19 protein-coding genes and 2 riboswitches are annotated in these 21,533 nt (G+C 36.7%); of the genes, 4 read left to right on the top strand and 15 right to left on the bottom strand.

The features are described 5' to 3' along the window. Position 1 precedes the first annotated feature (1 nt). On the bottom strand, positions 2-3,400 hold the full coding sequence (gene metH / locus C568_RS0120405; RefSeq protein ID WP_018782567.1) for a methionine synthase: 3,399 nt from the start codon (positions 3,398-3,400) through the stop codon (positions 2-4). Further along, positions 3,400-5,232, bottom strand: coding sequence for a bifunctional homocysteine S-methyltransferase/methylenetetrahydrofolate reductase (locus tag C568_RS0120400; RefSeq protein WP_018782566.1), 1,833 nt, complete (start codon positions 5,230-5,232; stop codon positions 3,400-3,402). The genes metH and C568_RS0120400 overlap by 1 nt, the downstream gene beginning before the upstream one ends. Positions 5,233-5,302: 70 nt before the next feature. Then, positions 5,303-5,413: riboswitch (SAM riboswitch) on the bottom strand. A gap of 202 nt (positions 5,414-5,615) precedes the next feature. Then, a riboswitch (SAM riboswitch) is annotated at positions 5,616-5,728 on the top strand. A 70-nt stretch (positions 5,729-5,798) separates the two neighbouring features. On the opposite strand from C568_RS0120400, the gene C568_RS0120395 reads away from it, so the two are divergent. Both C568_RS0120395 and metC read left to right on the top strand, forming a co-directional pair. Further along, positions 5,799-6,911, top strand: a complete 1,113-nt coding sequence (locus tag C568_RS0120395) for a methionine biosynthesis PLP-dependent protein (protein WP_006096010.1) — start codon at positions 5,799-5,801, stop codon at positions 6,909-6,911. Next, positions 6,908-8,071, top strand: coding sequence for a cystathionine beta-lyase (gene metC, locus C568_RS0120390; protein ID WP_018782565.1), 1,164 nt, complete (start codon positions 6,908-6,910; stop codon positions 8,069-8,071). The genes C568_RS0120395 and metC overlap by 4 nt, the downstream gene beginning before the upstream one ends. 150 nt (positions 8,072-8,221) lie before the next feature. Here the strand turns inward: metC and C568_RS0120385 are convergent, their stop codons facing one another. Continuing rightward, positions 8,222-8,731 carry a GNAT family N-acetyltransferase gene (locus C568_RS0120385; RefSeq protein ID WP_018782564.1) on the bottom strand — a complete coding sequence of 170 codons (510 nt, stop codon included), beginning with the start codon at positions 8,729-8,731 and terminating at the stop codon, positions 8,222-8,224. A gap of 396 nt (positions 8,732-9,127) precedes the next feature. Here C568_RS0120385 and C568_RS0120380 point away from each other — a divergent pair, with 396 nt between their 5' ends. Continuing rightward, positions 9,128-9,418 (top strand): ArsR/SmtB family transcription factor, encoded by a 291-nt coding sequence (locus tag C568_RS0120380; protein ID WP_000894376.1) that lies wholly within the window; start codon positions 9,128-9,130, stop codon positions 9,416-9,418. A gap of 148 nt (positions 9,419-9,566) precedes the next feature. Here the strand turns inward: C568_RS0120380 and C568_RS0120375 are convergent, their stop codons facing one another. Then, a complete protein-coding gene (locus C568_RS0120375) occupies positions 9,567-10,682 on the bottom strand; it encodes a class I SAM-dependent methyltransferase (protein WP_029427560.1) in 1,116 nt (371 codons plus the stop codon). Positions 10,683-10,690: 8 nt separating this feature from the next. Continuing rightward, the gene (locus tag C568_RS0120370; RefSeq protein WP_003200375.1) at positions 10,691-11,320 is read right to left on the bottom strand and encodes an MBL fold metallo-hydrolase; all 630 of its coding nucleotides are present in this window, start codon (positions 11,318-11,320) and stop codon (positions 10,691-10,693) included. A gap of 169 nt (positions 11,321-11,489) precedes the next feature. Here C568_RS0120370 and C568_RS33345 point away from each other — a divergent pair, with 169 nt between their 5' ends. After that, complete coding sequence (locus tag C568_RS33345) at positions 11,490-11,663, top strand: DUF2759 domain-containing protein (RefSeq protein WP_003200373.1); 174 nt, start codon at positions 11,490-11,492, stop codon at positions 11,661-11,663. A 135-nt stretch (positions 11,664-11,798) separates the two neighbouring features. On the opposite strand, the gene glcK is transcribed toward C568_RS33345, so the two are convergent. The 10 genes from glcK to C568_RS0120315 form a co-directional block, all read right to left on the bottom strand. Further along, a complete protein-coding gene (gene glcK / locus C568_RS0120360) occupies positions 11,799-12,779 on the bottom strand; it encodes a glucokinase (RefSeq protein WP_003200371.1) in 981 nt (326 codons plus the stop codon). Between the two features lie 20 nt (positions 12,780-12,799). Further along, positions 12,800-13,000 carry a YqgQ family protein gene (locus tag C568_RS0120355; RefSeq protein ID WP_016116335.1) on the bottom strand — a complete coding sequence of 67 codons (201 nt, stop codon included), beginning with the start codon at positions 12,998-13,000 and terminating at the stop codon, positions 12,800-12,802. A gap of 101 nt (positions 13,001-13,101) precedes the next feature. After that, on the bottom strand, positions 13,102-13,680 hold the full coding sequence (locus C568_RS0120350) for a 5-formyltetrahydrofolate cyclo-ligase (RefSeq protein ID WP_003200367.1): 579 nt from the start codon (positions 13,678-13,680) through the stop codon (positions 13,102-13,104). Positions 13,681-13,846: 166 nt separating this feature from the next. Further along, complete coding sequence (gene rpmG, locus C568_RS0120345) at positions 13,847-13,996, bottom strand: 50S ribosomal protein L33 (protein ID WP_001265618.1); 150 nt, start codon at positions 13,994-13,996, stop codon at positions 13,847-13,849. 70 nt (positions 13,997-14,066) lie between these two features. Beyond that, positions 14,067-16,421, bottom strand: coding sequence for a sugar phosphate nucleotidyltransferase (locus tag C568_RS0120340; RefSeq protein ID WP_018782562.1), 2,355 nt, complete (start codon positions 16,419-16,421; stop codon positions 14,067-14,069). Between the two features lie 343 nt (positions 16,422-16,764). Continuing rightward, on the bottom strand, positions 16,765-17,421 hold the full coding sequence (phoU, locus tag C568_RS0120335) for a phosphate signaling complex protein PhoU (RefSeq protein ID WP_016116338.1): 657 nt from the start codon (positions 17,419-17,421) through the stop codon (positions 16,765-16,767). 341 nt (positions 17,422-17,762) lie between these two features. Then, positions 17,763-18,578, bottom strand: a complete 816-nt coding sequence (gene pstB, locus C568_RS0120330; RefSeq protein WP_016116339.1) for a phosphate ABC transporter ATP-binding protein — start codon at positions 18,576-18,578, stop codon at positions 17,763-17,765. Between the two features lie 21 nt (positions 18,579-18,599). Beyond that, positions 18,600-19,466: a phosphate ABC transporter permease PstA gene (gene pstA, locus C568_RS0120325; RefSeq protein ID WP_006096005.1), complete on the bottom strand. Its 867-nt coding sequence runs from the start codon at positions 19,464-19,466 to the stop codon at positions 18,600-18,602. 1 nt (position 19,467) lies between these two features. Further along, positions 19,468-20,418, bottom strand: a complete 951-nt coding sequence (gene pstC / locus C568_RS0120320; RefSeq protein ID WP_003200358.1) for a phosphate ABC transporter permease subunit PstC — start codon at positions 20,416-20,418, stop codon at positions 19,468-19,470. A 27-nt stretch (positions 20,419-20,445) separates the two neighbouring features. Next, a complete protein-coding gene (locus tag C568_RS0120315) occupies positions 20,446-21,363 on the bottom strand; it encodes a PstS family phosphate ABC transporter substrate-binding protein (RefSeq protein WP_018765834.1) in 918 nt (305 codons plus the stop codon). Between the last annotated feature and the right edge of the window lie 170 nt (positions 21,364-21,533).

Raw genomic sequence — 21,533 nt, 5'->3', positions numbered from 1 at the left:
ACTATAGTACACTAAAATATCGTGCTTCGGGGTGAGCAAATACCATTGCCGTTACAGATGCTTCCGGCTCCATCATAAATCCTTCTGTTAGTGAGATTCCAATCTCCTCTGGCTGAATTAAGCGAAATAGTTTTTCTTGATCAGCAAGTTCTGGGCAAGCTGGATAACCAAAAGAAACACGAATTCCCTGATATTTTGTACGGAATCGCTCTTCCATCGTCATCTCCGGTGAATCCGGAATTCCAAAACGATCACGAATCAACATATGTGTTTTTTCAGCGAGTCCCTCTGCTAGCTCTAGCGCTAACGATTGAATCGCATGGCTACGTAAATAATCCCCTTTCTCTTTCCATTCTTCCGCAATATCACGCACACCTTGCCCCACTGTAACAGATAAAAAGGCGACATAATCCATTTCATCACCGACAGGACGTAAGTAATCCCCTAATGTACGGTACGGAGCTTTCCCTTGTCTTGGGAATGAAAAACGTTCTAGCACACGTGTACGATCTTCTGGATCATAAATAATAATAGTTTGTCCATCACTTTGGGCAGGGGAAAATTGATAAACAGCTTTTGGACATAGCCAAGATTGTCCTTCTTGTAATAATTCATCAATTAAATTGTTTAACTCATGCGCTCTCTTATCACCTTCTTTTAATAATTTTTTCACATTTCCTTTTAAACCAAGGTGATGACCAATTAGCATTTGCCTGTTTAAAAATGGTGCAAGATGTGAAACTGGAATATCACGAAGTACAACCCGTTTTGTTGAGTCCGGCACCATAACTTTTGCTTTCGGCAACGGTTCAATGACGGCTGGTTTCTCCACTTTTTTCTCCTCTTGTTTCACGACATGAATGTGGCGATTTTTTTTATCCTGCTTCATTTTTTCTCGTTCTTCTTCTTTTTGCAATCGATTGATAAGATCGAGTCCTGTCATCGCATCACTTGCATATAATACGAGTCCATTATAGGAAGGTGAAATACGGTTATCTGTAAACTTTCTTGTCAATGCCGCACCACCTACAACAATGGGAATATCAATATTTGCCGCTTGTAAATCTTCGGCAGTTGCTACCATTTGCTGCGCCGATTTTACTAATAATCCAGAAAGTCCGATAATGTCTGGTTTCTTTTCTTTTACCTCTTGCACAATGCGATCAGAGCGCACATTAATTCCTAAATTAACAATATCATAGCCGTTATTTGATAAAATAATCTCTACAAGGTTTTTGCCAATATCATGTACATCACCTTTTACAGTTGCTAATAATACCTTTCCTTTTTTCGCACTATCGCTAGATTCCATATAAGGCTCCAAATACGCAACAGCAGCTTTCATACTTTCTGCACTTTGCAATACTTCAGCAACGATAAGCTCATTGTTATTAAACAAACGACCTACTTCGTCCATCCCCATCATAAGCGGACCGTTAATAATATCAAGGGGCTTTCTTCCTTCTGTTAGTGCGAAACTTAAATCTTCATGTAAACCCTGCTTCGTTCCTTCTACAATATAATTTGCTAACCTTTCATCAAGTGTTAATGTTTCTTGTATGACCGCTTCTTTTTTCTTAGCAACCCGGTAAAAGTTCGTAAATTCTTCTAGTGTTTCTTTCGTTGTTTCGAATAATAGTGCATCTGCGAGTTCCTTTTCCTCTTCTGGAATGGATGCATAGCGCTCTAGCTTTTCAGTATTCACAATTGCGTAGTCAAGCCCAGCCTTTGTTGCATGATATAAAAAGACCGAGTTTAGCACTTCGCGACCAGCTGGCGGTAAACCAAACGATATATTACTTACTCCTAAAATTGTTAAACATTCTGGCAGTGATTCTTTAATAAGACGAATCCCTTCTATCGTCGCTGCTGCCGAACCAATATATTCTTCATCACCAGTTCCTACCGGGAAAACGAGTGCATCAAAAATAATATCGGATGGACGTATACCATATTTCTTCGTTAATAACTCGTAACTTCTCTTTGCAATTTCTAACTTTCTTTCTGCACTAACTGCCATGCCCTCTTCATCAATCGTTCCTACTACAATTGCCGCACCATATTTATGAAGAAGAGGTGTTACTTTCTCAAAACGCTCTTCTCCATTTTCTAAATTAATAGAGTTAATAACCCCTTTTCCTTGTATATACGTGAGAGCTTTTGCCATAACATTATCATCCGTTGAATCTATCATAATCGGAACTTTTAATACTTTCGTTACTTCTGCCAAAAAGTTCTCCATATCTTCTACTTCATCACGATCTGGATCCGCCATACAAATATCAATAATATGGGCATTTTTCTTCACTTGCGCCCTCGCAATTTCAGCAGCTTCTTCAAAATTCCCTTCAGCTACTAATCGCTTAAATTTTCTTGATCCAATAACATTTGTTCTCTCTCCCACAAATAATGGCCTCATAGAATCATCATATTGCAACGCTTCTAAACCACTAATACCGTGGCCTTCTCGTTCATGATTCTCACGTGGTTCAAGGGACTCAAGCAAAACTTTTATCGCTCGTATATGATCAGGCGTTGTACCGCAACAACCACCGATAATATTGATCCACCCTTCTTTAGCAAATTGTTTCACCTTTTCTGCAAGTGAAGTCGGTGACTCATGATAATGTCCATCCTCGTCTGGAAGACCAGCATTTGGATAACAAGAAATATAACACTCTGATAAGTCAGAAAGAGAACGAATGTGTTCGCGCATAAATTCTGGTCCTGTAGCACAGTTTAATCCGACAGATAATGGTTTCATATGCTCAATTGATAAATAAAATGCCTCGATTGTTTGCCCTGCTAACGTTGTTCCCATCGGTTCAATGGTTCCTGAAATCATAAGCGGAACCGTATGATTTGCTTCCGTAAACGCTTCCTGAATCCCTAAATACGCCGCTTTCACGTTACGCATATCTTGGCTTGTCTCTACAAGCAATACGTCAACGCCACCTCGTAATAAGCCCCGAGCTTGTCTCGTATAAGCTTCAATTAGTTCTTCAAACGTTACACCGCCTGTTACACTAATTGCTTTTGTTGTTGGCCCCATCGCACCTGCTACATATACTTCTTTACCACTCTCCTTTACCGCTTGCTTTGCTAAAAACGCCGCTCTTTCATTTAACTCTTCATCTAAATGAGATAGCTCATAATCATGCAATACGATATTCGTAGCACCAAACGTATTTGTTTCGATAATATCCGCACCCGCTTCAATGTAAGCTTTATGGATACCTAAAATAACATCTGGCCTTGTTTTTACTAAGTATTCATTACAACCTTCGTATTCTTCACCTCCAAAATCTTCTGCAGTTAAATCTGCCTGCTGAATCATCGTTCCCATCGCGCCATCTAATATTAAAATATCATGTTGTAATCTCTCTTCTATCGGTCTCATCAGTTGATTCCCTCTTTCACGTCTCGCTTTTCTTTCACATACTTAACGAGATTTTCTGTAATTTCATATTTCAAAAATGGCGTAATGAGATAAATACCGTTAAAGTATTTCATTGCGGCATTAATTAATTCCTGAGAAATACGAATTCCTTCTTCAATTGCAGACTCCTGCGTTTCATGCCCATCCATTCTCTGTCTTACTTCCTCAGGCAATGTAATGCCTGGCACCTCAAAATGAAGAAAATCAGCATTACGTTTACTTACTAAAGGCATAATTCCAATAAAAATTGGTTTTTCTAAATGTTTTGTCGCCTCGTATATTTCTTCAATTAAGGCTACATCGTAAATTGGCTGTGTTAAGAAATACTCTGCACCAGCTGCAATTTTCCTCTCCATTCGCTTCACCGCTGCTTTTAAATGTCTCACGTGCGGATTAAAAGCTCCTCCAACAGAAAACCTTGTCGCTGGACCAATGGATTTTCCTAAAATAGATCGACCATCATTCATTTCTTTAATCATTTTAATTAATTCAATAGAAGACAAATCATATACAGAAGTCGCTCCAGGAAAATCCCCCACTCGCGCTGGATCACCTGTTAAAGCTAACACTTCTTCCATTCCTAAAGCCGATAAACCTAGTAAATGAGATTGCAAACCAATTACATTATGATCACGGCACGTTAAATGCGTCAGTACTGGAATATCATGCTTCGTTAATAATGCCCCCATTGCCATGTTTGAAATGCGCGGGGATGCTAACGAATTATCTGCTAACGTAATGGCATCTGCTCCCGCTCTTTTCAATGCCCTTGCCCCTTCAAAAAAACGCTGCGTATCTAATGTTTTTGGGGGATCTAGTTCAACAACCACCGTTGTTTGCTTCTTCGCTTTTTCTGCAAGGGTAACATGAGTGCTAGCACGTTTTGTTTGGATATGAACTACTTGTTGTCTTTGAACAATTTGTTTTTCTGTAACAGGCGTTACATTCGCAATTACACGCTTCATCCCTTCAATATGTGCTGGCGTTGTACCACAACAGCCCCCTAACAAACGAATACCTTGTTCAATAAATTTCGGTGTCATCTCTTCAAAATAAGCAGGGCTTCCTTCGTATACGTAACGTCCTTCTACATAGTTTGGAAGGCCTGCATTTGGATAAGCCGACAAATAACCATTTTTAGGAATCGATATCATTTTAAAAGCTTCCGTCATATGAAGCGGTCCTAACTGACAGTTTAAACCGACTACATTTGCACCGTAATCTAAAAGCTGCGTTAATATTCCATTTACATCATTTCCATTTTGCGTTGCGCCCGCTTCATGAAGCGCTAGCTGTGCAATAATTGGAATATCTGTTTGTTTTCGCAATACTTTCACTGCATGTAACAATTCGAACTCATCATAAAATGTTTCTAATAATAATCCGTCAACCTTTTCTTCTAATAATGCTCCCGCTTGCTCAAGTAGCATAAACTCTCGTTCCATATCAGTCGTTGTAACGGCCCCGATATGCTTCATCCCACCGATGGTCCCTAAAATGGCGTTCTTATCTGTTCCGGCTGCTTTTGCAAGTTTAACCGCTGCTTTATTAATTTGGGTGACCTGATTTTCCAAACCATACATGCGTAATTTCGCTTCATTTGCACCATATGTATTTGTTTGAATAATATCTGCCCCAGCAGCTACATATTGTTTATGAATAGATATAATAAGATCTGGATCAGATAAGTTTAATTCTTCAAAACTACTTTGCAAACCATGAGAATGTAATAACGTACCAATTGCACCATCACCGATAACAATTCCTTTTGATACTAAATCTAGAATTTTCACTTGTCTCCCTCTTTTCTATCAATATAAAAACCCCCTCTTCATCTTGAAGAGGGGGACATCATCAATCCTCCTCTTATCATGCAAAACAAATTGTTTTGCAGGTATTAGCACCGTTTCAAACATTTCGTTTGAAGGTTGCCGGGTTTCACAGGGCCTTTCCCTCCACCGCTCTCAATAAGAGTTTGTCTTTATTATTCATCTATGTTTTAAAAGGAAATACGTGTACCTTTTAACAATCTTTGTTAATTTTCTCATAAATTTAGCATGGGATAGACTAAAAGTCAATTGAATTAGCAGAAAAATGAAAATTGTTTAAAATAAAGTTGCAATTCAATTATCTTTTGTTGTAAAGTTAAAACCATAATAAAATTTCATACAAAATATTCTTATCTAGAGAGGTAGAGGGACTGGCCCTATGACACCTCAGCAACCATTAACACGTTCGTTAATAAGGTGCTAATTCCAGCAAATTGTGAAAAGATTTGACAGATAAGAAGAAGACTATATTCGCATGAAAGCCTTCTTCTTAGAAGGCTTTTTTTATTTTTATAAAGGAGGAATTTCACATGTCAACAATCGAAACAAAACTAGCACAAATCGGAAATCGAAGCGAAACTACAACAGGAACAGTTAATCCCCCTGTTTACTTTTCAACAGCTTATCGCCATGAAGGAATTGGAAAGTCAACAGGCTTTGATTATTCACGAACAGGAAATCCAACACGTGGTCTTTTAGAACGCGCAATTGCTGATTTAGAAGAAGGTGAACAAGGCTATGCCTGTAGTTCTGGAATGGCAGCTGTTCTTCTTATTCTTTCCTTATTCCGTTCTGGAGATGAACTTATCGTATCAGAAGATTTATACGGAGGGACCTACCGCTTATTTTCGGAACATGAGGAAAAGTGGAATATTCGATGTAGATACGTAGATACACAATCTATTAAACAAATAGAACAAGCTGTCACTTCTCAAACAAAGGCTATTTTTATCGAAACACCGACCAATCCATTAATGCAAGTCACTGATATTGCAGCTGTCGCAACTGTCGCAAAACGGCACGGCCTACTTCTAATTGTCGATAATACTTTCTACACTCCTTATATACAACAACCATTAACAGAAGGCGCAGATATTGTCCTTCACAGCGCAACAAAGTATTTAGGTGGACATAACGATGTACTAAGCGGCCTTGTCGTTGCAAAAGGTCAGACACTTTGCGAAGCACTTGCCCACTATCATAACGCTTCTGGTGCTGTATTAAGTCCATTTGATTCGTGGTTATTAATTCGTGGTATGAAAACATTGGCTCTTCGTATGAAACAACATGAAGAAAACGCAAAAAAAATCGTTTCTTATTTAAATGGGGAGAATGGTGTAACCGATGTTTTTTATCCAGGAAGGGGCGGTATGATTTCATTTCGTCTTCGCGATGAAAAATGGATAAATCCTTTCTTACAATCTTTATCGTTAATTACATTTGCAGAAAGTCTTGGCGGGGTTGAAAGTTTAATGACATATCCAGCAACACAAACACATGCAGATATCCCAGAAGCAGTTCGTATAGCACGCGGGGTATGTAATCGTCTTCTCCGTTTTTCCGTTGGCATTGAAAACGGGGATGATTTAATTCAAGACTTAAAGCAAGCTATTAAACATGTAAAAGAAGGTGTAAGAATATGAGTTATTCGTTAGATACACTCTTACTTCATAACCAATATAAACATGATTCACAAACAGGAGCTGTTAACGTTCCCATTTATAATACATCGACATTTCATCAATTTGATGTAGATACCTTTGGAAAATACGACTACAGTCGCTCTGGGAATCCAACACGTGAAGCACTTGAAGACATAATCGCTTTATTAGAAGGGGGAACAAAAGGATTTGCCTTCGCATCTGGAATTGCAGCGATTTCTACTGCCTTCCTCCTTCTCTCGCAAGGCGATCATGTTCTCATTTCAGAAGATGTATACGGGGGAACATATCGCATTGTAACAGAGGTTCTGTCTCGTTACGGTGTTTCACATACATTTGTTGATATGACAAATGTAGAGGCAGTAAAACAAAACATTAGACCAAATACAAAAGTCTTTTACATTGAAACACCATCCAATCCATTATTAAAAGTAACCGACATTCGTACTGTTTGCGAATTAGCGAAATCTACCGGAGCTCTTACTTTTGTTGATAACACATTTTTAACACCACTATTCCAAAAACCACTCGAACTTGGAGCAGATGTGGTTCTCCATAGTGCGACAAAGTTTATTGCCGGTCATAGTGATGTTACAGCTGGATTAGCAGTTGTAAAAGATGATGAACTCGCTAAAAAACTCGGCTTCCTGCAAAATGCATTTGGCGCTATATTAGGCCCACAAGATTGCTCTCTCGTTCTTCGCGGTCTGAAAACATTACACGTACGTCTCGAACGCTCAGCAACAAACGCGAATAAAATTGCTCTTTATTTACAAAAACACTCGAAAATTCAGAATGTGTATTACCCTGGATTAGAATCACACCTTGGCTATGACATACAGCACTCACAAGCACAATCTGCCGGTGCTGTTTTATCTTTCACGTTACAATCTGAAGATGCTTTGCGAAAATTTTTATCACAAGTCAAGCTTCCTGTATTTGCAGTAAGTTTAGGAGCTGTGGAATCCATCCTCTCCTATCCTGCAAAAATGTCACATGCAGCATTATCACAAAAAGCACGCGATGAAAGAGGTATTTCTAATTCATTGCTCCGTTTATCAGTTGGCCTTGAAAATGTAGATGATTTAATTACCGATTTTGAAAATGCACTTTCTTTTGTAGAGGAACCTGTGAATGCATGAGAATATTCCCATCTGATATAGAAATAAAATGTTTCACATTATAAAAAAGGATTTACCAAGCAAATTACATTCGCTTGGTCTATCCTTTTTTATTACGGTACTCAGGATTTACCACCATAAACTCATCATATGCACTTAGGTAAAGTCCCTCTATTGAAGATAATAAGCCATTAATGTATCCTCTCCATAAGAACCATCTTCATATTTAATTTGCTTCCGTTGTCTACCTTCTTCTATAAAACCAGTACGTTTGTATACTTTAATAGCCCTATCATTAACAGAAACGATCCCTAAGCAAATTTTTTCTAAACCTTTCTGCTTTTTAGCCCAATTAACAAGAAATTTTATTAATTTGGTACCGATACCTTGATTGCAACATTCCTCTCTGATACCCATTCTCATTGTTCCTACATGTTTTAAGCGTTCTTGTTTGTAACGATTGAAAATCAAAAAGCGGACTACTGCACCTTCCATCTCACTTACTATATAAAGATTTCCATCCTCAACACTTTTCAATATTTTTTCTCTTTCTTTATTCACATTATCAGGTATTTTATTTGGAGAAGATATAAAAAACTTTGTCGTAGCTGCTGATAAAATGATTTCCTTTCTAATAGCAATAAATGATTCAGCATCAGATTCTTTTGCTAATCGTATCACATCATCACCACTTATCTTTTTTCAGTAAACCTTCAGGAAAGTGAAAGTGTTTTAGGAAATGTATGTTATGATATGCCTTCTTTTCATCCAAAATTATATTCTATAGAAACATATAAAATCTCTTTTTCTTATTATTTTAAAAATTTTGTATATTAATTGAAAGAATAACAAAATCGTGATAAAATTGTGTTACAAATGTATCTGTATATTCACGATTTTTAACAAAAAATACTGTGTTACAAAACGTACAAATTTTGCAAAGTTATTTACATCATGTTCTCTTTTCTTACAATTTCTTTACTTTAGAACATTTTTTCTGCAACAACTATTTTCTTTTCTTTAGATTTTTGGTATGTATAGTATGGGTATAACAGCTCGCATGGAGGTGGAAAAAACATGTTAGAAACCTTTCAAAAGGAATTAGAACTATACGAAAATAATGCAGAATTACTGAAAGTTCTTGCTCACCCTGTTCGTTTATGTATTGTAAAAGGATTGATCGAACGCGGTCCAAGCAATGTTTCGACAATGTACACAGGATTAAATATGCCACAATCCACAATTTCACAACATTTAGCGAAATTAAAAAGCGCTAAAATCGTTTCTAGTGAAAGAAAAGGATTGGAAATTTACTACAAAGTAGAAAATGAAACAATTATCCAACTTGTTCGTGTATTACTAGGTTAGGGGTAACCAAACAAAAAGGACGTATTCTATATTTTCTATCTCATATCTTTAATATAAATATATATCATGAGAGAAAATATACAATACTACATATCCTAAAGTCGTATCAAAAAACAAGACGCAGAATCATTCTGTGTCTTGTTTTTTTCTATATATGTAAATAATGCTTTAAATCAAAATGTGGCATTCCTTTTTTTTGCATAACAACATCAAAAGCATCGCTTATTCCCCCATGTAAAATCATAGAACGAACCGCTCGATTTTGTTTCTGTTTCTCAGAAAAAGGATCGGAATCTTGATGACTAACAAGTTGTTCTAATATACCTGCCGCAAGTAAAAACCCCCTTTGTTTTGTATGCCACACTGTATGAAGACTGCTTTCTTCTCCTATTTTCTTCAATTCATCCCAATGAATATGCGCTGTAATATCCATTTCACCTGGATAATTCAGAGGGTTCTGAATGAGCCTATGGTCATAATATCCCCTTAGACTCCCTTCATGATGCGTAGGATGCATCCACTCCGCCTTTGTATATCCATAATCAACCGTGATGAATAAGCCTTCCTTGAGCCATCCTATAATCTCTTGTAAATAGGTTTCCATTGCTATTGGTACTTCAAAGCGCTGTCCTTCATAAAGCTCAATCTTATGTCTTCGTAAATAGCATCGTATTACTTCTTGTTCTAACGGCCGCAATACTTCTGTAAGTTCCCGCTGCTCCGTATACGTAATACGAACTTCATACAAAATACCAGCTCGCTTCTCTATCACTTCAACAGGAAACGCATCAAACAATTCGTTTGAAAAAACGATTCCTGTAAAAGACTCCCCTAATTCCTTATAGGACTTGTACTGCGAAATATTTTGAAATGAACCAAGTTGACGTTTTTGCAACCTTCTATGAAAAGGACTCACTTCAATAATAGAATATCGTAACTCTGTATAGGTTACTGGAGATAACTGTTTCCATTCCTGTAAAACATCATAAGCAAATCTCCCTGTTCCCCCTCCAATTTCACAAACATTCGGGGGGATCTCTCCATTTTGGACAAGTCGAATAAAAAAACGAGCGAACGTCCTTGCAAATACCGAAGAAATATTACTACTCGTAAAAAAGTCACCATTTCTTCCGATTTTCTCACGTTCTTTCATATAATATCCGTACTCCTCATCATACAGCGCAAGGTTCATATATGTACTATATGAAATCGAATAATCCTTTTCTTTTTCCATCCATTTTCTTAAAACGAGCTCCATCCCCATATAGCTCCTTATTGTAAAAACGGATTATTTTCTTTTTCGAAACCAATATTTGTTTCTGGACCATGTCCACATAATACTGCTGTGTCATCTGGCAGTACAAATAATTTTTCTTCAATGCTTCCAATTAATTCTGCAAAACTTCCACCTGGTAAATCTGTTCGACCAATACTCATTTGGAATAATACATCTCCTGAAAATACAGCATTTGCCTCTTTGCAATAATATGAAATACTGCCTGGAGAATGCCCTGGCGTCTCAAACATTTCAAATGTAAAAGATCCAATCGTTAACATTCCTTCGCCTTCAATAATTTGATCAGCTGGTTTCGCTGTAATACTTCGATTCATCATAAAAATTTGCGAACCATTTACAGTCGCATCTCCTAACCAATCCACTTCTTCTTTATGTACATATACTGGGATATGAAAAGCATCTCTCACAGCATCAACTGCACCAATATGATCGAAATGAGCATGTGTTAATAAAACAGCCAGCGGCTTTAATTGTTCTTCTTGTAAATACGTTACAAGCTTCTCTCCTTCACTACCTGGATCAAAAATAATACATTCTTTTTGATCATTACTTAAAATATATGCATTTGTTTGTAATGGCCCTAATGGCATTTGTATCCATTTCATTTTTAAATCTCCTCCAGTTATTGAACTTACTTTTATGATACAACATTTCTTCCCCTTAGGAAAAGAAACGATGCTATCTCGACAATCATTTCTAAAACATGTACAATAAAAAAGAAGAAATATTGCAAAAACTCAAACGAAAGAATGAGAGAGCAGAGGGGGATCATATATGGGTCTTGTTATCATTTTTGCGCTAGTCACTCTGTTAGCTGTATTCGCAACCCTTAGAACGTTACGTGAAAAAAATTTACTAGCAGGCGGTTTTGCTGTTGCAACTGTACTTGTTTTTGGTTGGTTTACAGTCATGACTGTCCTTTATAGCGGGTACCCACCAGCTCATTAATTCACTTACAGTTCTATTTCCCATCAAGATTTTGCATAAAAAAAGAGGAAGGGATCTCCCTTCCTCTTCTCATTATTTTGCAAATACCAGTAGTCTCATCTTAATTCCGATTCGCCCTGACTGATTCTATTCTTTTTACTTCATAACTTCATATTTATGCTTCTTCACAAGCCAAGCTCCACCAATTACACCAGCATCATTCCCAAGCGTTGCAATTGCTAGCTTCGTGCTCTTAACAGCACGAGAAAATGCATATTGTGCAAAATAGCGCTGAATTGGTTGTAACAATGCATCGCCAGCTTTAGATACACCACCGCCAATTACAATCTTTTCTGGATTTAACGTACTAGAAAGATTTGCTACAGCTAACCCTAAATAAGAAGCTACTTTTTCTACAACTTGTTCCGCTAAAGCGTCACCTTGTTCAAGCGCTTCAAATACATCTTTAGATGTAATACGTCCCTCTTCTTCTAACATAGAGTGAAGTATGCTTGGTTCATCTGTACCTTGTAATTTTTGCATAGCAACACGTACAATACCTGTTGCTGAAGCTACTGTTTCTAGACAGCCAGATTTCCCGCAGTTACAAGGAAATCCATTTTCTGTTACGACTGTAATATGTCCGATTTCACCAGCAGCACCACTTACACCGTGCACGATCTCACCATTTGCAATTACACCGCCGCCAACACCAGTTCCAAGCGTCATACAAACTAGATCTTTTGCTCCTTCACCAGCACCTTTCCACATTTCACCAAGCGCTGCTAAGTTTGCATCATTATCAACCACAACAGGTAAGCCTGTTTCTACTTCTAATAAATCTTTTAATGGATAGTTTTTCCACCCTAAATTAACAGCTTCATAAATCATACCAGAAGCGACATGCACAGGTCCAGGAGCACCCATACCAATACCAATTAGCTTGCTCTTTAATTCTCCTAGTTCTTCTAACTTTTTATCAATTGCTTTCGCTACATCTAATGTAATATGTTTGCCTTGCTCACTTGTATTCGTTGGGATTTCCCACTTATGTAAAATTTCACCATAAACATTGATAAATGCTAATTTAATCGTTGTCCCGCCAAGGTCAACACCAACTAACCACTTTTCTTCCATTTTTGCTAACCTACCTTTATCTAATTCTTGCTCATCTCTTTTTGAATCTCTTGTTTCAATAAAAATAAAGCTGTTTGATAGTCTTTTGGCTCAATCAACTGTGATTGATTTAATTCACGCAATTCATCTTGCATTAATTGTAAATCAGCGATTCGATCACCTGTATAAATGATTGTTCCAAATTTTTTTAGCAATTGCTGAATATCATAAATTGATATCATTTCATCACCCTCTATGTCCACTTATTATGGAAATATAATAAGAAAACGTTCACATATTTTATTATAATCAACAAGAAAAAGTCTCGTCAATTTTTATTTGTCTATACAAGTCCATTTTGAAGAATTGTTTCTTTTTCTGTAATAATTTTTTGTACATTTTGATCAAACGACTCTGTTGGAATATAACTTACAATTTGAAAATCAAAAGCTAATGATAACGTTTTCCCTTCATACTGCAGCAGATAACGATCATAATAACCACCGCCGTACCCAATACGTTCCCCTCGTCTTGTATACGCAACTCCGGGTACAAACAGAAGATCAATTTCATTTGCTTCTGTTTCTACTGTTAGCGCAGGAATTGGTTCACGCAAGCTCATATATACTGTTTCTAATTGATCAAAATTTGTAATTTGACGAAAGATCATTGTTCTTGTCTCTCTATTACACTTTGGTACAACAACTTTTTTTCCTTCTCGCCATGCTTGTTCAATAATTACATATGTATTCACTTCATGTTCCATCGAAAGAGTAATTCCGATTGTTTCCGCTTCTCTCCACTCTTTTTGTTCATATAAAGAAAATACAATTTGTTCTGATAAAGTTTTGTGCTGTTCTTTCGATAAAAAATTCATTTGCTCTACTATTTTCTTACGTAAACGTACCTTCTCCTCTTTCACACGCTTTTCCCCCTATAAAGTGATCCTTTACTTACTTTATAATTATTAATCGCAAAAATGAATTATGTTCTTATAAACAGTCTATCATTTTTTCATGTATCATCACTTTTCAATAAGGGTTATAACCATAGTAAAAAAAAAGAAACAGTAGGAAATTTCCTACTGCTTACTTTGTTTCACGGTGTAACGTAGACTTCTTGTCACGCTTGCAATACTTTTTAAGCTCAAGGCGCTCCGTGTTGTTACGTTTATTTTTCTTTGAGATATAGTTACGATCTCCGCATTCTGTACATGCTAGAGTAATATTCACACGCATTCTTATTTCCCTCCAGTCACTAATAACTTAAATCAGACTATACTATAATACCACTTTTAAAATAAAAATTCTACACCTTTTGATATTGTCTAATTTTTTCTATAAGAGTTTTCATATTTTCCTTTGCTATTACTGGGTTTCTCGCGTGTGAATATACAAGAAATTTAGGATGTTTTGCATCAGAAACAATATAAGACCACTCTTTTTCTGTATATTTAAATTGGATTCCCTCTAATACTTCGACTTCTCTTTTTTCCATATCTTGCAATAACATTCCCATTACTTTCCCTTTCTCTTTCCACGAGCAAACAACTTCATCACATAATAAGTAAAGGGGTGGTGATTGCTCTAACATCGTCGACAAAGTATTTCCTTGCCGAGCAATTAGTTCGAATAATTTTCCAATCCGATATAAAATATCTTGCTGCCATCTCATCTGAAACTTACTTTGTTCACCATACATATAAAAAAGAAGATAGCACTCTCCTAATTTTAACGATAATGGATAAACACTTTCTGTCGTCTCAAGTAATAAATCAGGCACATCGATTTCTTCACAATTTGCACTTTGGTAAATCCCACCATGATTATCATATAATTCAAATTTATTTCCTTGTTCATAAAACATAAGAGCCATATGAGCTCTACTTGATTTCATTAACAATTTAACATGTTCTTTTTGCTCACTAGCATAAACCCATGTAATTGTGCAACCTAGTTTTCGCAAGAAGGATATGAGTAGGGACTGAAACATTTCATCTCTTTTATTAATAAGAAGGTGAAATGTTTGCTTTTGTATCGTTTCGATATCCAAATACACTAATACAGATTCAACATATTTCTCTAAACAAACATGTACCGTTTCATTTCGTCCTATGTCTTTATCATATACATAATGAAATGCTTCTGACATATACAAGTGTTCCATTTCTTTTTGCTGTTTATACGATAACCTTATGCCTTCCTTACCATACAGTTGAATGACAATTCCTTCTTCTTGTTCAAAGCGAATAAAAATGCCCCCTGCACATTCGAGTTCATTGATCGCATACCGAAAGGCCGAATCGTTCATTTCTTGACATTCCATCGTATACAAGCCAACACTATGAATTGCATGTAGAAATAACTTTTTAAAAATATCAACTTTTACATCATCATATCCCCCTATCAATATACGCTCCCCTTTTGAAAAAAGAGAGCCATATGCCATTGCTATTTTTACAACAACTTGAGGTGTCATTTCTATATTACCCCTACCTACTACCCGGCTTTTTTGCAGCCAACCTGAGTTTTTTTCATTTTCAGTAATTCCTGACGAGGCAATAATAGAATGACTATCAACAACTTTATTAGGCCATATTTTCCCATTGTGTTGTATCACTGTATTTTTTCCAATCTGGCAACGGTCTGCTACCACACTTTTCTCAAATAAAGTTACATCATCTTTAATCATCGCATTTTCTCCAACGGTCGCTTCTAATAGCTCACAGCGTTTTCCTACATACGTATGGGCAAGAACAATACTTTTTTGGACATGCGTATGATCTAATATTGTGCTGCACTTACCGATAATTGAATATGGCTCAATTATTACCCCCGCTCCGATGGACGCTCCTTCTCCGATAAAAGATGGACCGTGAATTTTTGTTCCCTTTTCAATAGTTACCCCTTCTCCCATCCAAACCATCGGTAGTACTTCCGTATAAGAAATGGGTACCTGTACTTTCTTTGTAAGTAAGTCAAAATGAGCCTGCCGATATTGATCTAATGTACCAATATCTAACCAGTAGCCTTGCGCTACATATCCAAAGAGTGCTTTTTTATTTTCCAGCAAAGGAAAGACATGGTGACTAAAATCAAAAAACTGCGCTGATGAAATATAAGAAAAAATTTCGGGGTCCATAATATAAATGCCTGTATTTACAATATTTGAAATCACTTCGTTCCAACTCGGTTTTTCCATGTAACGTATAATTTCATGCTCTCTATTCATAACGACTGAACCAAATGATAGTGGGTTTTCCACTTCCTTCACAAACATTGTGACCAGTCTATTCCTGCATTGATGGAATTCAATTCCTTTCGATAAATTAAAATCCGTCAATGCATCTCCACTAATTACAACAAATGGCTCATCTAAAAACGCTTCTGCTTGTTTAATGCTTCCTGCCGTACCAAGCGGCGGCGAATCTTCGAAATATTGCAACTTCACTCCCCATTTACTTCCATCACCAAAATACCGCCTAATTGCCGTACTCATATATTGAACTGTAATTGCAATCTCATGAATACCATGCTGCCTTAGTAACTCAATATTGTATTCTATCACTGGTTTTTCAAGTAATGGTAACATTGGCTTTGGAAGATTACATGTTAACGGTCTAAGACGCCTTCCTTTTCCTCCAGCTAAAATAACCCCCTTCATATACATTCATCCTCCACGTTTATAATGTTGAACGACCTTGTATATCATATGTATGTCACTTATGTAGAAATTAACCTTTTCACTTCACTGAACCACATTGGTAAGCGCTTACTTTATAGCTTAATACTGTGAAATTTTAATCAGTGGCGTTTTTCCTTGTCTTTCACTGAGTGTCTACCTTCACCAATCGAGTTTTTTACAGGATAAACAATCGCTTCCTATATTATTCCATATCATATTATGATACATCTTATCATTATAGAGAGGACAAGACAACGAGCTTTTTTTGTCATGTTTTGACTAAAAAAGCAAGTGATATTCCATCACTTGCTAACATTTTTTCCTATTCATTTAATAAATAATGTTTTCCTTTCACCAAGTAAAAAACATTCTCGGCAATATTCGTAATGTGATCTGCTACACGCTCAATGTAACGTGCAATAAAAGATAATTGTGTAATTTGCGTAATCGCTTCAGGATGTTCAGGGATAGAGGAAATAAATTCACGAATCGCTCTCCCGTATATTTCGTCAACAGAATCATCCATTTCCGCAATTTGTTTTGCAGAAGTTAAATTTTCTTCTTGATATGCTTCTAACGATAAATTTAACATATCCATGGCAATCGTAAACATTTGTTCTAGACTATGCAAGCTAACAGATACATCTTTTTCTCCGAGCCGAATTGTTGATTTAGCAATATTTACGGCATGATCTGCAATACGTTCTAAATCTGTTGCTGTCTTAATCGAAACAAAAATTCTTCGCAGATCGCTTGCAACAGGTTGCTGTTTTGTAATTAGCATAAGTGCAAGGTCATTAATTTCTTCTTCTAAATTATCCATACGGTAATCACCATCAATAACTTCTAGCGCTTTTTCTACATCTTTCTTCTGAAGCCCTTCCATAGAACAAGAAAGGGCTTCTCTTGCCAATTCTCCAAGTTCAATTACCTTTTGCTGCAATGTGTGTAAATCATAATGAAATTGCTCCCTTACCATGTTGTTTCCCCCTTTAGCTGTTACATATATGAAAACTCCCGCCACTTAGCTCCTTTGGATCTTGAAGTGGGAGTTTCTCGTGTGTCTCCTCTAACAGATGCGTAACACGAGTGGAGCTGACACAGTTACCTGATAGCACAACCCCTCTATTTCATTGGCAAACGCCTTTGGAACCACTTTTTTAATATATTGTACAAAGCGTACAAGAATGCGGTTACTAGCAATTCAGCTCCCCGCTCAAGGACTGTGCTGAGCATAGTCCTTGAGCGGGGAGTTTTCTTACTTGATTTTTGATAAAATGATAAAAGCCCCTTATAAAGGGGCTTTTACTCCCAAAAACATTAACCAAATCGTCCCGTGATATAATCTTCTGTTCGTTTATCTGTAGGAGTAGTGAATAATTTGTTTGTATCTGTATATTCAACAACTTCACCGCTTAGGAAGAACGCTGTTTTATCAGAGATACGTGCCGCTTGTTGCATATTATGCGTCACAATTACAATACTAAAATCTTTCTTTAGCTCTTGAATCAATTCTTCAACTTTCAATGTAGAAATCGGATCCAATGCTGATGTCGGTTCATCCATTAAGATTACATCCGGTTCAATCGCTAAACAACGCGCGATACATAAACGCTGTTGTTGTCCACCAGATAAACCATATGCATTATCGTGTAATCGATCTTTTAATTCATCCCAAATCGCTGCACCACGTAAACTTTTTTCAACAATTGCATCAAGTGTCTTCTTATCACGAATACCATGAATCTTTGGACCATAGGCAACATTCTCATAAATAGATTTCGGAAATGGATTTGGCTTTTGGAACACCATTCCAACATGCGTACGTAATTCTTCAACAGGATATGACTTATCAAAAATATTTCGATCTCGATATTCAATTACTCCCGTTGTGCGAACGATAGGTACTAGCTCTACCATACGGTTTAACGTTTTTAAATATGTTGATTTTCCGCAACCACTCGGTCCAATAATTGCTGTTACTTCATTCTCATGAATACTTAAATTAACATCTTTTAATGCATGATCTTCTCCATACCATAAATTTAAATTTTTTGTATCGAATACAACCTTCTTCGTTGCTGACTCAATTTTCTCTTCATTTTTCACCTGTACATTTACTACTGTTGCTACCATTTTGAATTCCCCTTTCATCCACTACTTACGATTTCTCAACCATAAGACAACCACATTTATAATGAGCAACAATCCTAATAAAACGATCATACCGGCTGCTGCTACATGCTGAAACTCCTCTTGCGGTCTACTCATCCAATTAAAAATTTGAATCGGTAAAACTGTAAATCTATCAAACATGTTAAGCGGAATATAATTAGCAAAAGCAAGCGCCCCAATGACTAATAATGGTGCCGCTTCTCCGATTGCCCTCGATAAAGCCAAAACACATCCCGTTAAAATTCCTGGCAAGGCAGTTGGCACTACAATTTGATACATTGTTTGCCATTTTGTAGCACCGACACCATATGAGGCTTCTAACAAAGAGCTTGGCACCATACGAATTGCTTCTTGACTCGACACAACAACAGTTGGTAACACAAGAAGACTCATCGTAAACGCTGCTGTTACTATACTCTCACCTAACTGAAGACCATATACAAAAATTGTTAAACCAAGCAATCCAAACACAACAGATGGCACCCCCGCTAATGTTTGAATATTTAATTCTACGATTCTTGTGAATACAGATTGTCTTGCATAATGCTCTAAATAAAGAGCTGTACCTACTCCAAATATAAAGGAAACTGGTACTACTATACTCATAAATACAATTGTTCCTGACAATGCAGCTGCAATACCAGCTTGCTTTGGATTACGCGAAGCAAAGTTCATAAAAAAATCTATCGAAAGATAACTTATACCTTTTTCAAAGATTTGATAAAGTAATAAAATTAGTATGCAAATAGAAAATAGCATTGTCATATAAGAAATTGACTTATATATTTGATCCTTCCAAAAACGCGTTGCCATATTTTCTTTTATTCTCTTATGGTTCAGCATTCGCATCTTATATCGCCTTTCTAAAACGGTGCATAATCTGCTGCGAAATCATATTCATCATGAATGTAAACATAAGTAACGTCGCGCCTACAGCGTACATACTATAGTATGCGATCGTTCCATGGGGGGCATCACCTAAGCTTACTTGCACAATATAAGCCGTTAACGTTTGAATGGAGTGCGTCGGATCTATAGATACATTGGGCGTTGAACCTCCAGCAATGACAACAATCATCGTTTCACCAATCGCACGTGAAGCCGCTAATAGGATTGCAGCCATAATACCGGTAAATGCAGCTGGAAACACAACCTTTCGTACAGTTTCAAAACGCGTTGCACCTAGCCCAAGTGAAGCCTCTTTTATTCCTTTAGATACAGCTCCCATTGCATCTTCAGAAAGAGAAGCGATTGTTGGAACCATCATAATTCCTATAACAATGCCTGGACTAATTGCATTAAAGAACTGTAAATCCGGAATGACACGCTGCAAGGCCGGTGTGACAATCGTTAAAGCAAAAAATCCATATACAATTGTAGGAATACCTGCTAGTAGTTCTAAAATGGGCTTTAACACTTTTCTAACAAAGTGTGAAGCATATTCATTTAAAAACACGGCACATCCTAGTCCAATTGGAATAGCTACTATCATAGCGATTGTTGTTACAAGTAAGGTCCCACATATAAGAGGAAGTATCCCAAACTTAGGCTCTTCAAAAAATGGTAACCATTCTTTCTCAGTAAAAAAAGAATACATTGATATTTCACGAAAAAACATAATTGTTTCATTCGCTAGCGTAATAACAATACCGATTGTTGTTATAATAGATACGCTAGCAATTGCCTTTAATAGTAACGGAACCATTCGATTGATTCGCTGCGTTTTTTTTCTTTTGATTGTATTTCTTTCAATCAAATGTTGCACAGAAAATGCAAATTGACTTTTGTCATTTCGAGCCAAAGATGAAAACCCCTTCCCATCCTGACATTATCTTTTTATTTCTGTTAACATTCGCAGCTGTTCACTATATTTCTTTTGTGGTAATTTAACATATCCGACTTCTTCAGCAAGTCCGCCCGCATGTTGCATCATAAACACCACATACTCTGCCACACTGCTTTTATTTCGAATCGAAGCATGGTTTACATAAGCAAATAGCGGCCTAGACAATGGCTTATAAACACCAGATTGAATGTTTGCTTTCGTTGGTGGTACACCATTTACTTTTACGGATTTTACCTTATCTCGATTCGCCATATAGTACGCATATCCCACAAATGCAATTGCATTTTTATCATTCATTACCCCTTGCATAATGACTTGATCATCTTCAGATAAAGCAACTGTTTTTGCAAGACGATTGTTTCGCAAGACAACACTTTGAAAATAATCATACGTACCGGAATCAACACCCGGCGCATAAAATTGCACCTTTTCGTGCGGCCATTTCGGATGAATATGTGACCATCGTTTCGTTCTCCCATCTTCGCTCCATAATAGACGTAATTCTTCTATTGTCATATTATCAGCCCATGTATTTTGACGATTCACAATGATTGTGAGGCCATCATAAGCAATTTCAAATGGTGTAAACTGGATGGAATTTTCCTTCATAAAATTTTCTTCTACTTGTTTTACCTGGCGCGATGCATTATTTATATCTACTTCGCCTTTGCCAAAACGATGAAACCCTCCTCCTGTCCCAGATATACTAATAGAAATTTTCACACGTGGTTCTTTTTTTGTGTACTCTTCCGCTATAGCTTCCATAATTGGAAAAACGGTTGAGGATCCATCAACTCTCACTTCCCTCACATCATTAGCAGCGGATGGAGTAGACACATATAAAAAAATGAAACATGTCGATATTGCTAAAATCTTGATAGATTTTTTTGTCCATTTCACGTGTAGCTCCTCCTAGAAGTATCCTGAAGTAACAGGATTACAGATATAAGAATAATGCCCAACTATTAATTCGGTTTTAATAATTTGTAAAAGTTTTGTAAAGTTCAACATAATGTAGAGGAATACGATACTTCTTTCTCATTTTCACTTCTTTTCTCAAAAGTAAATAT

The sequence above is a fragment of the Bacillus sp. 95MFCvi2.1 genome (genome assembly GCF_000374965.1).
GTDB lineage: Bacteria > Bacillota > Bacilli > Bacillales > Bacillaceae_G > Bacillus_A > Bacillus_A pseudomycoides.
Note: the sequence above shows the minus strand (reverse complement) of the source record. Positions and strands in the feature narration are given on the sequence as shown.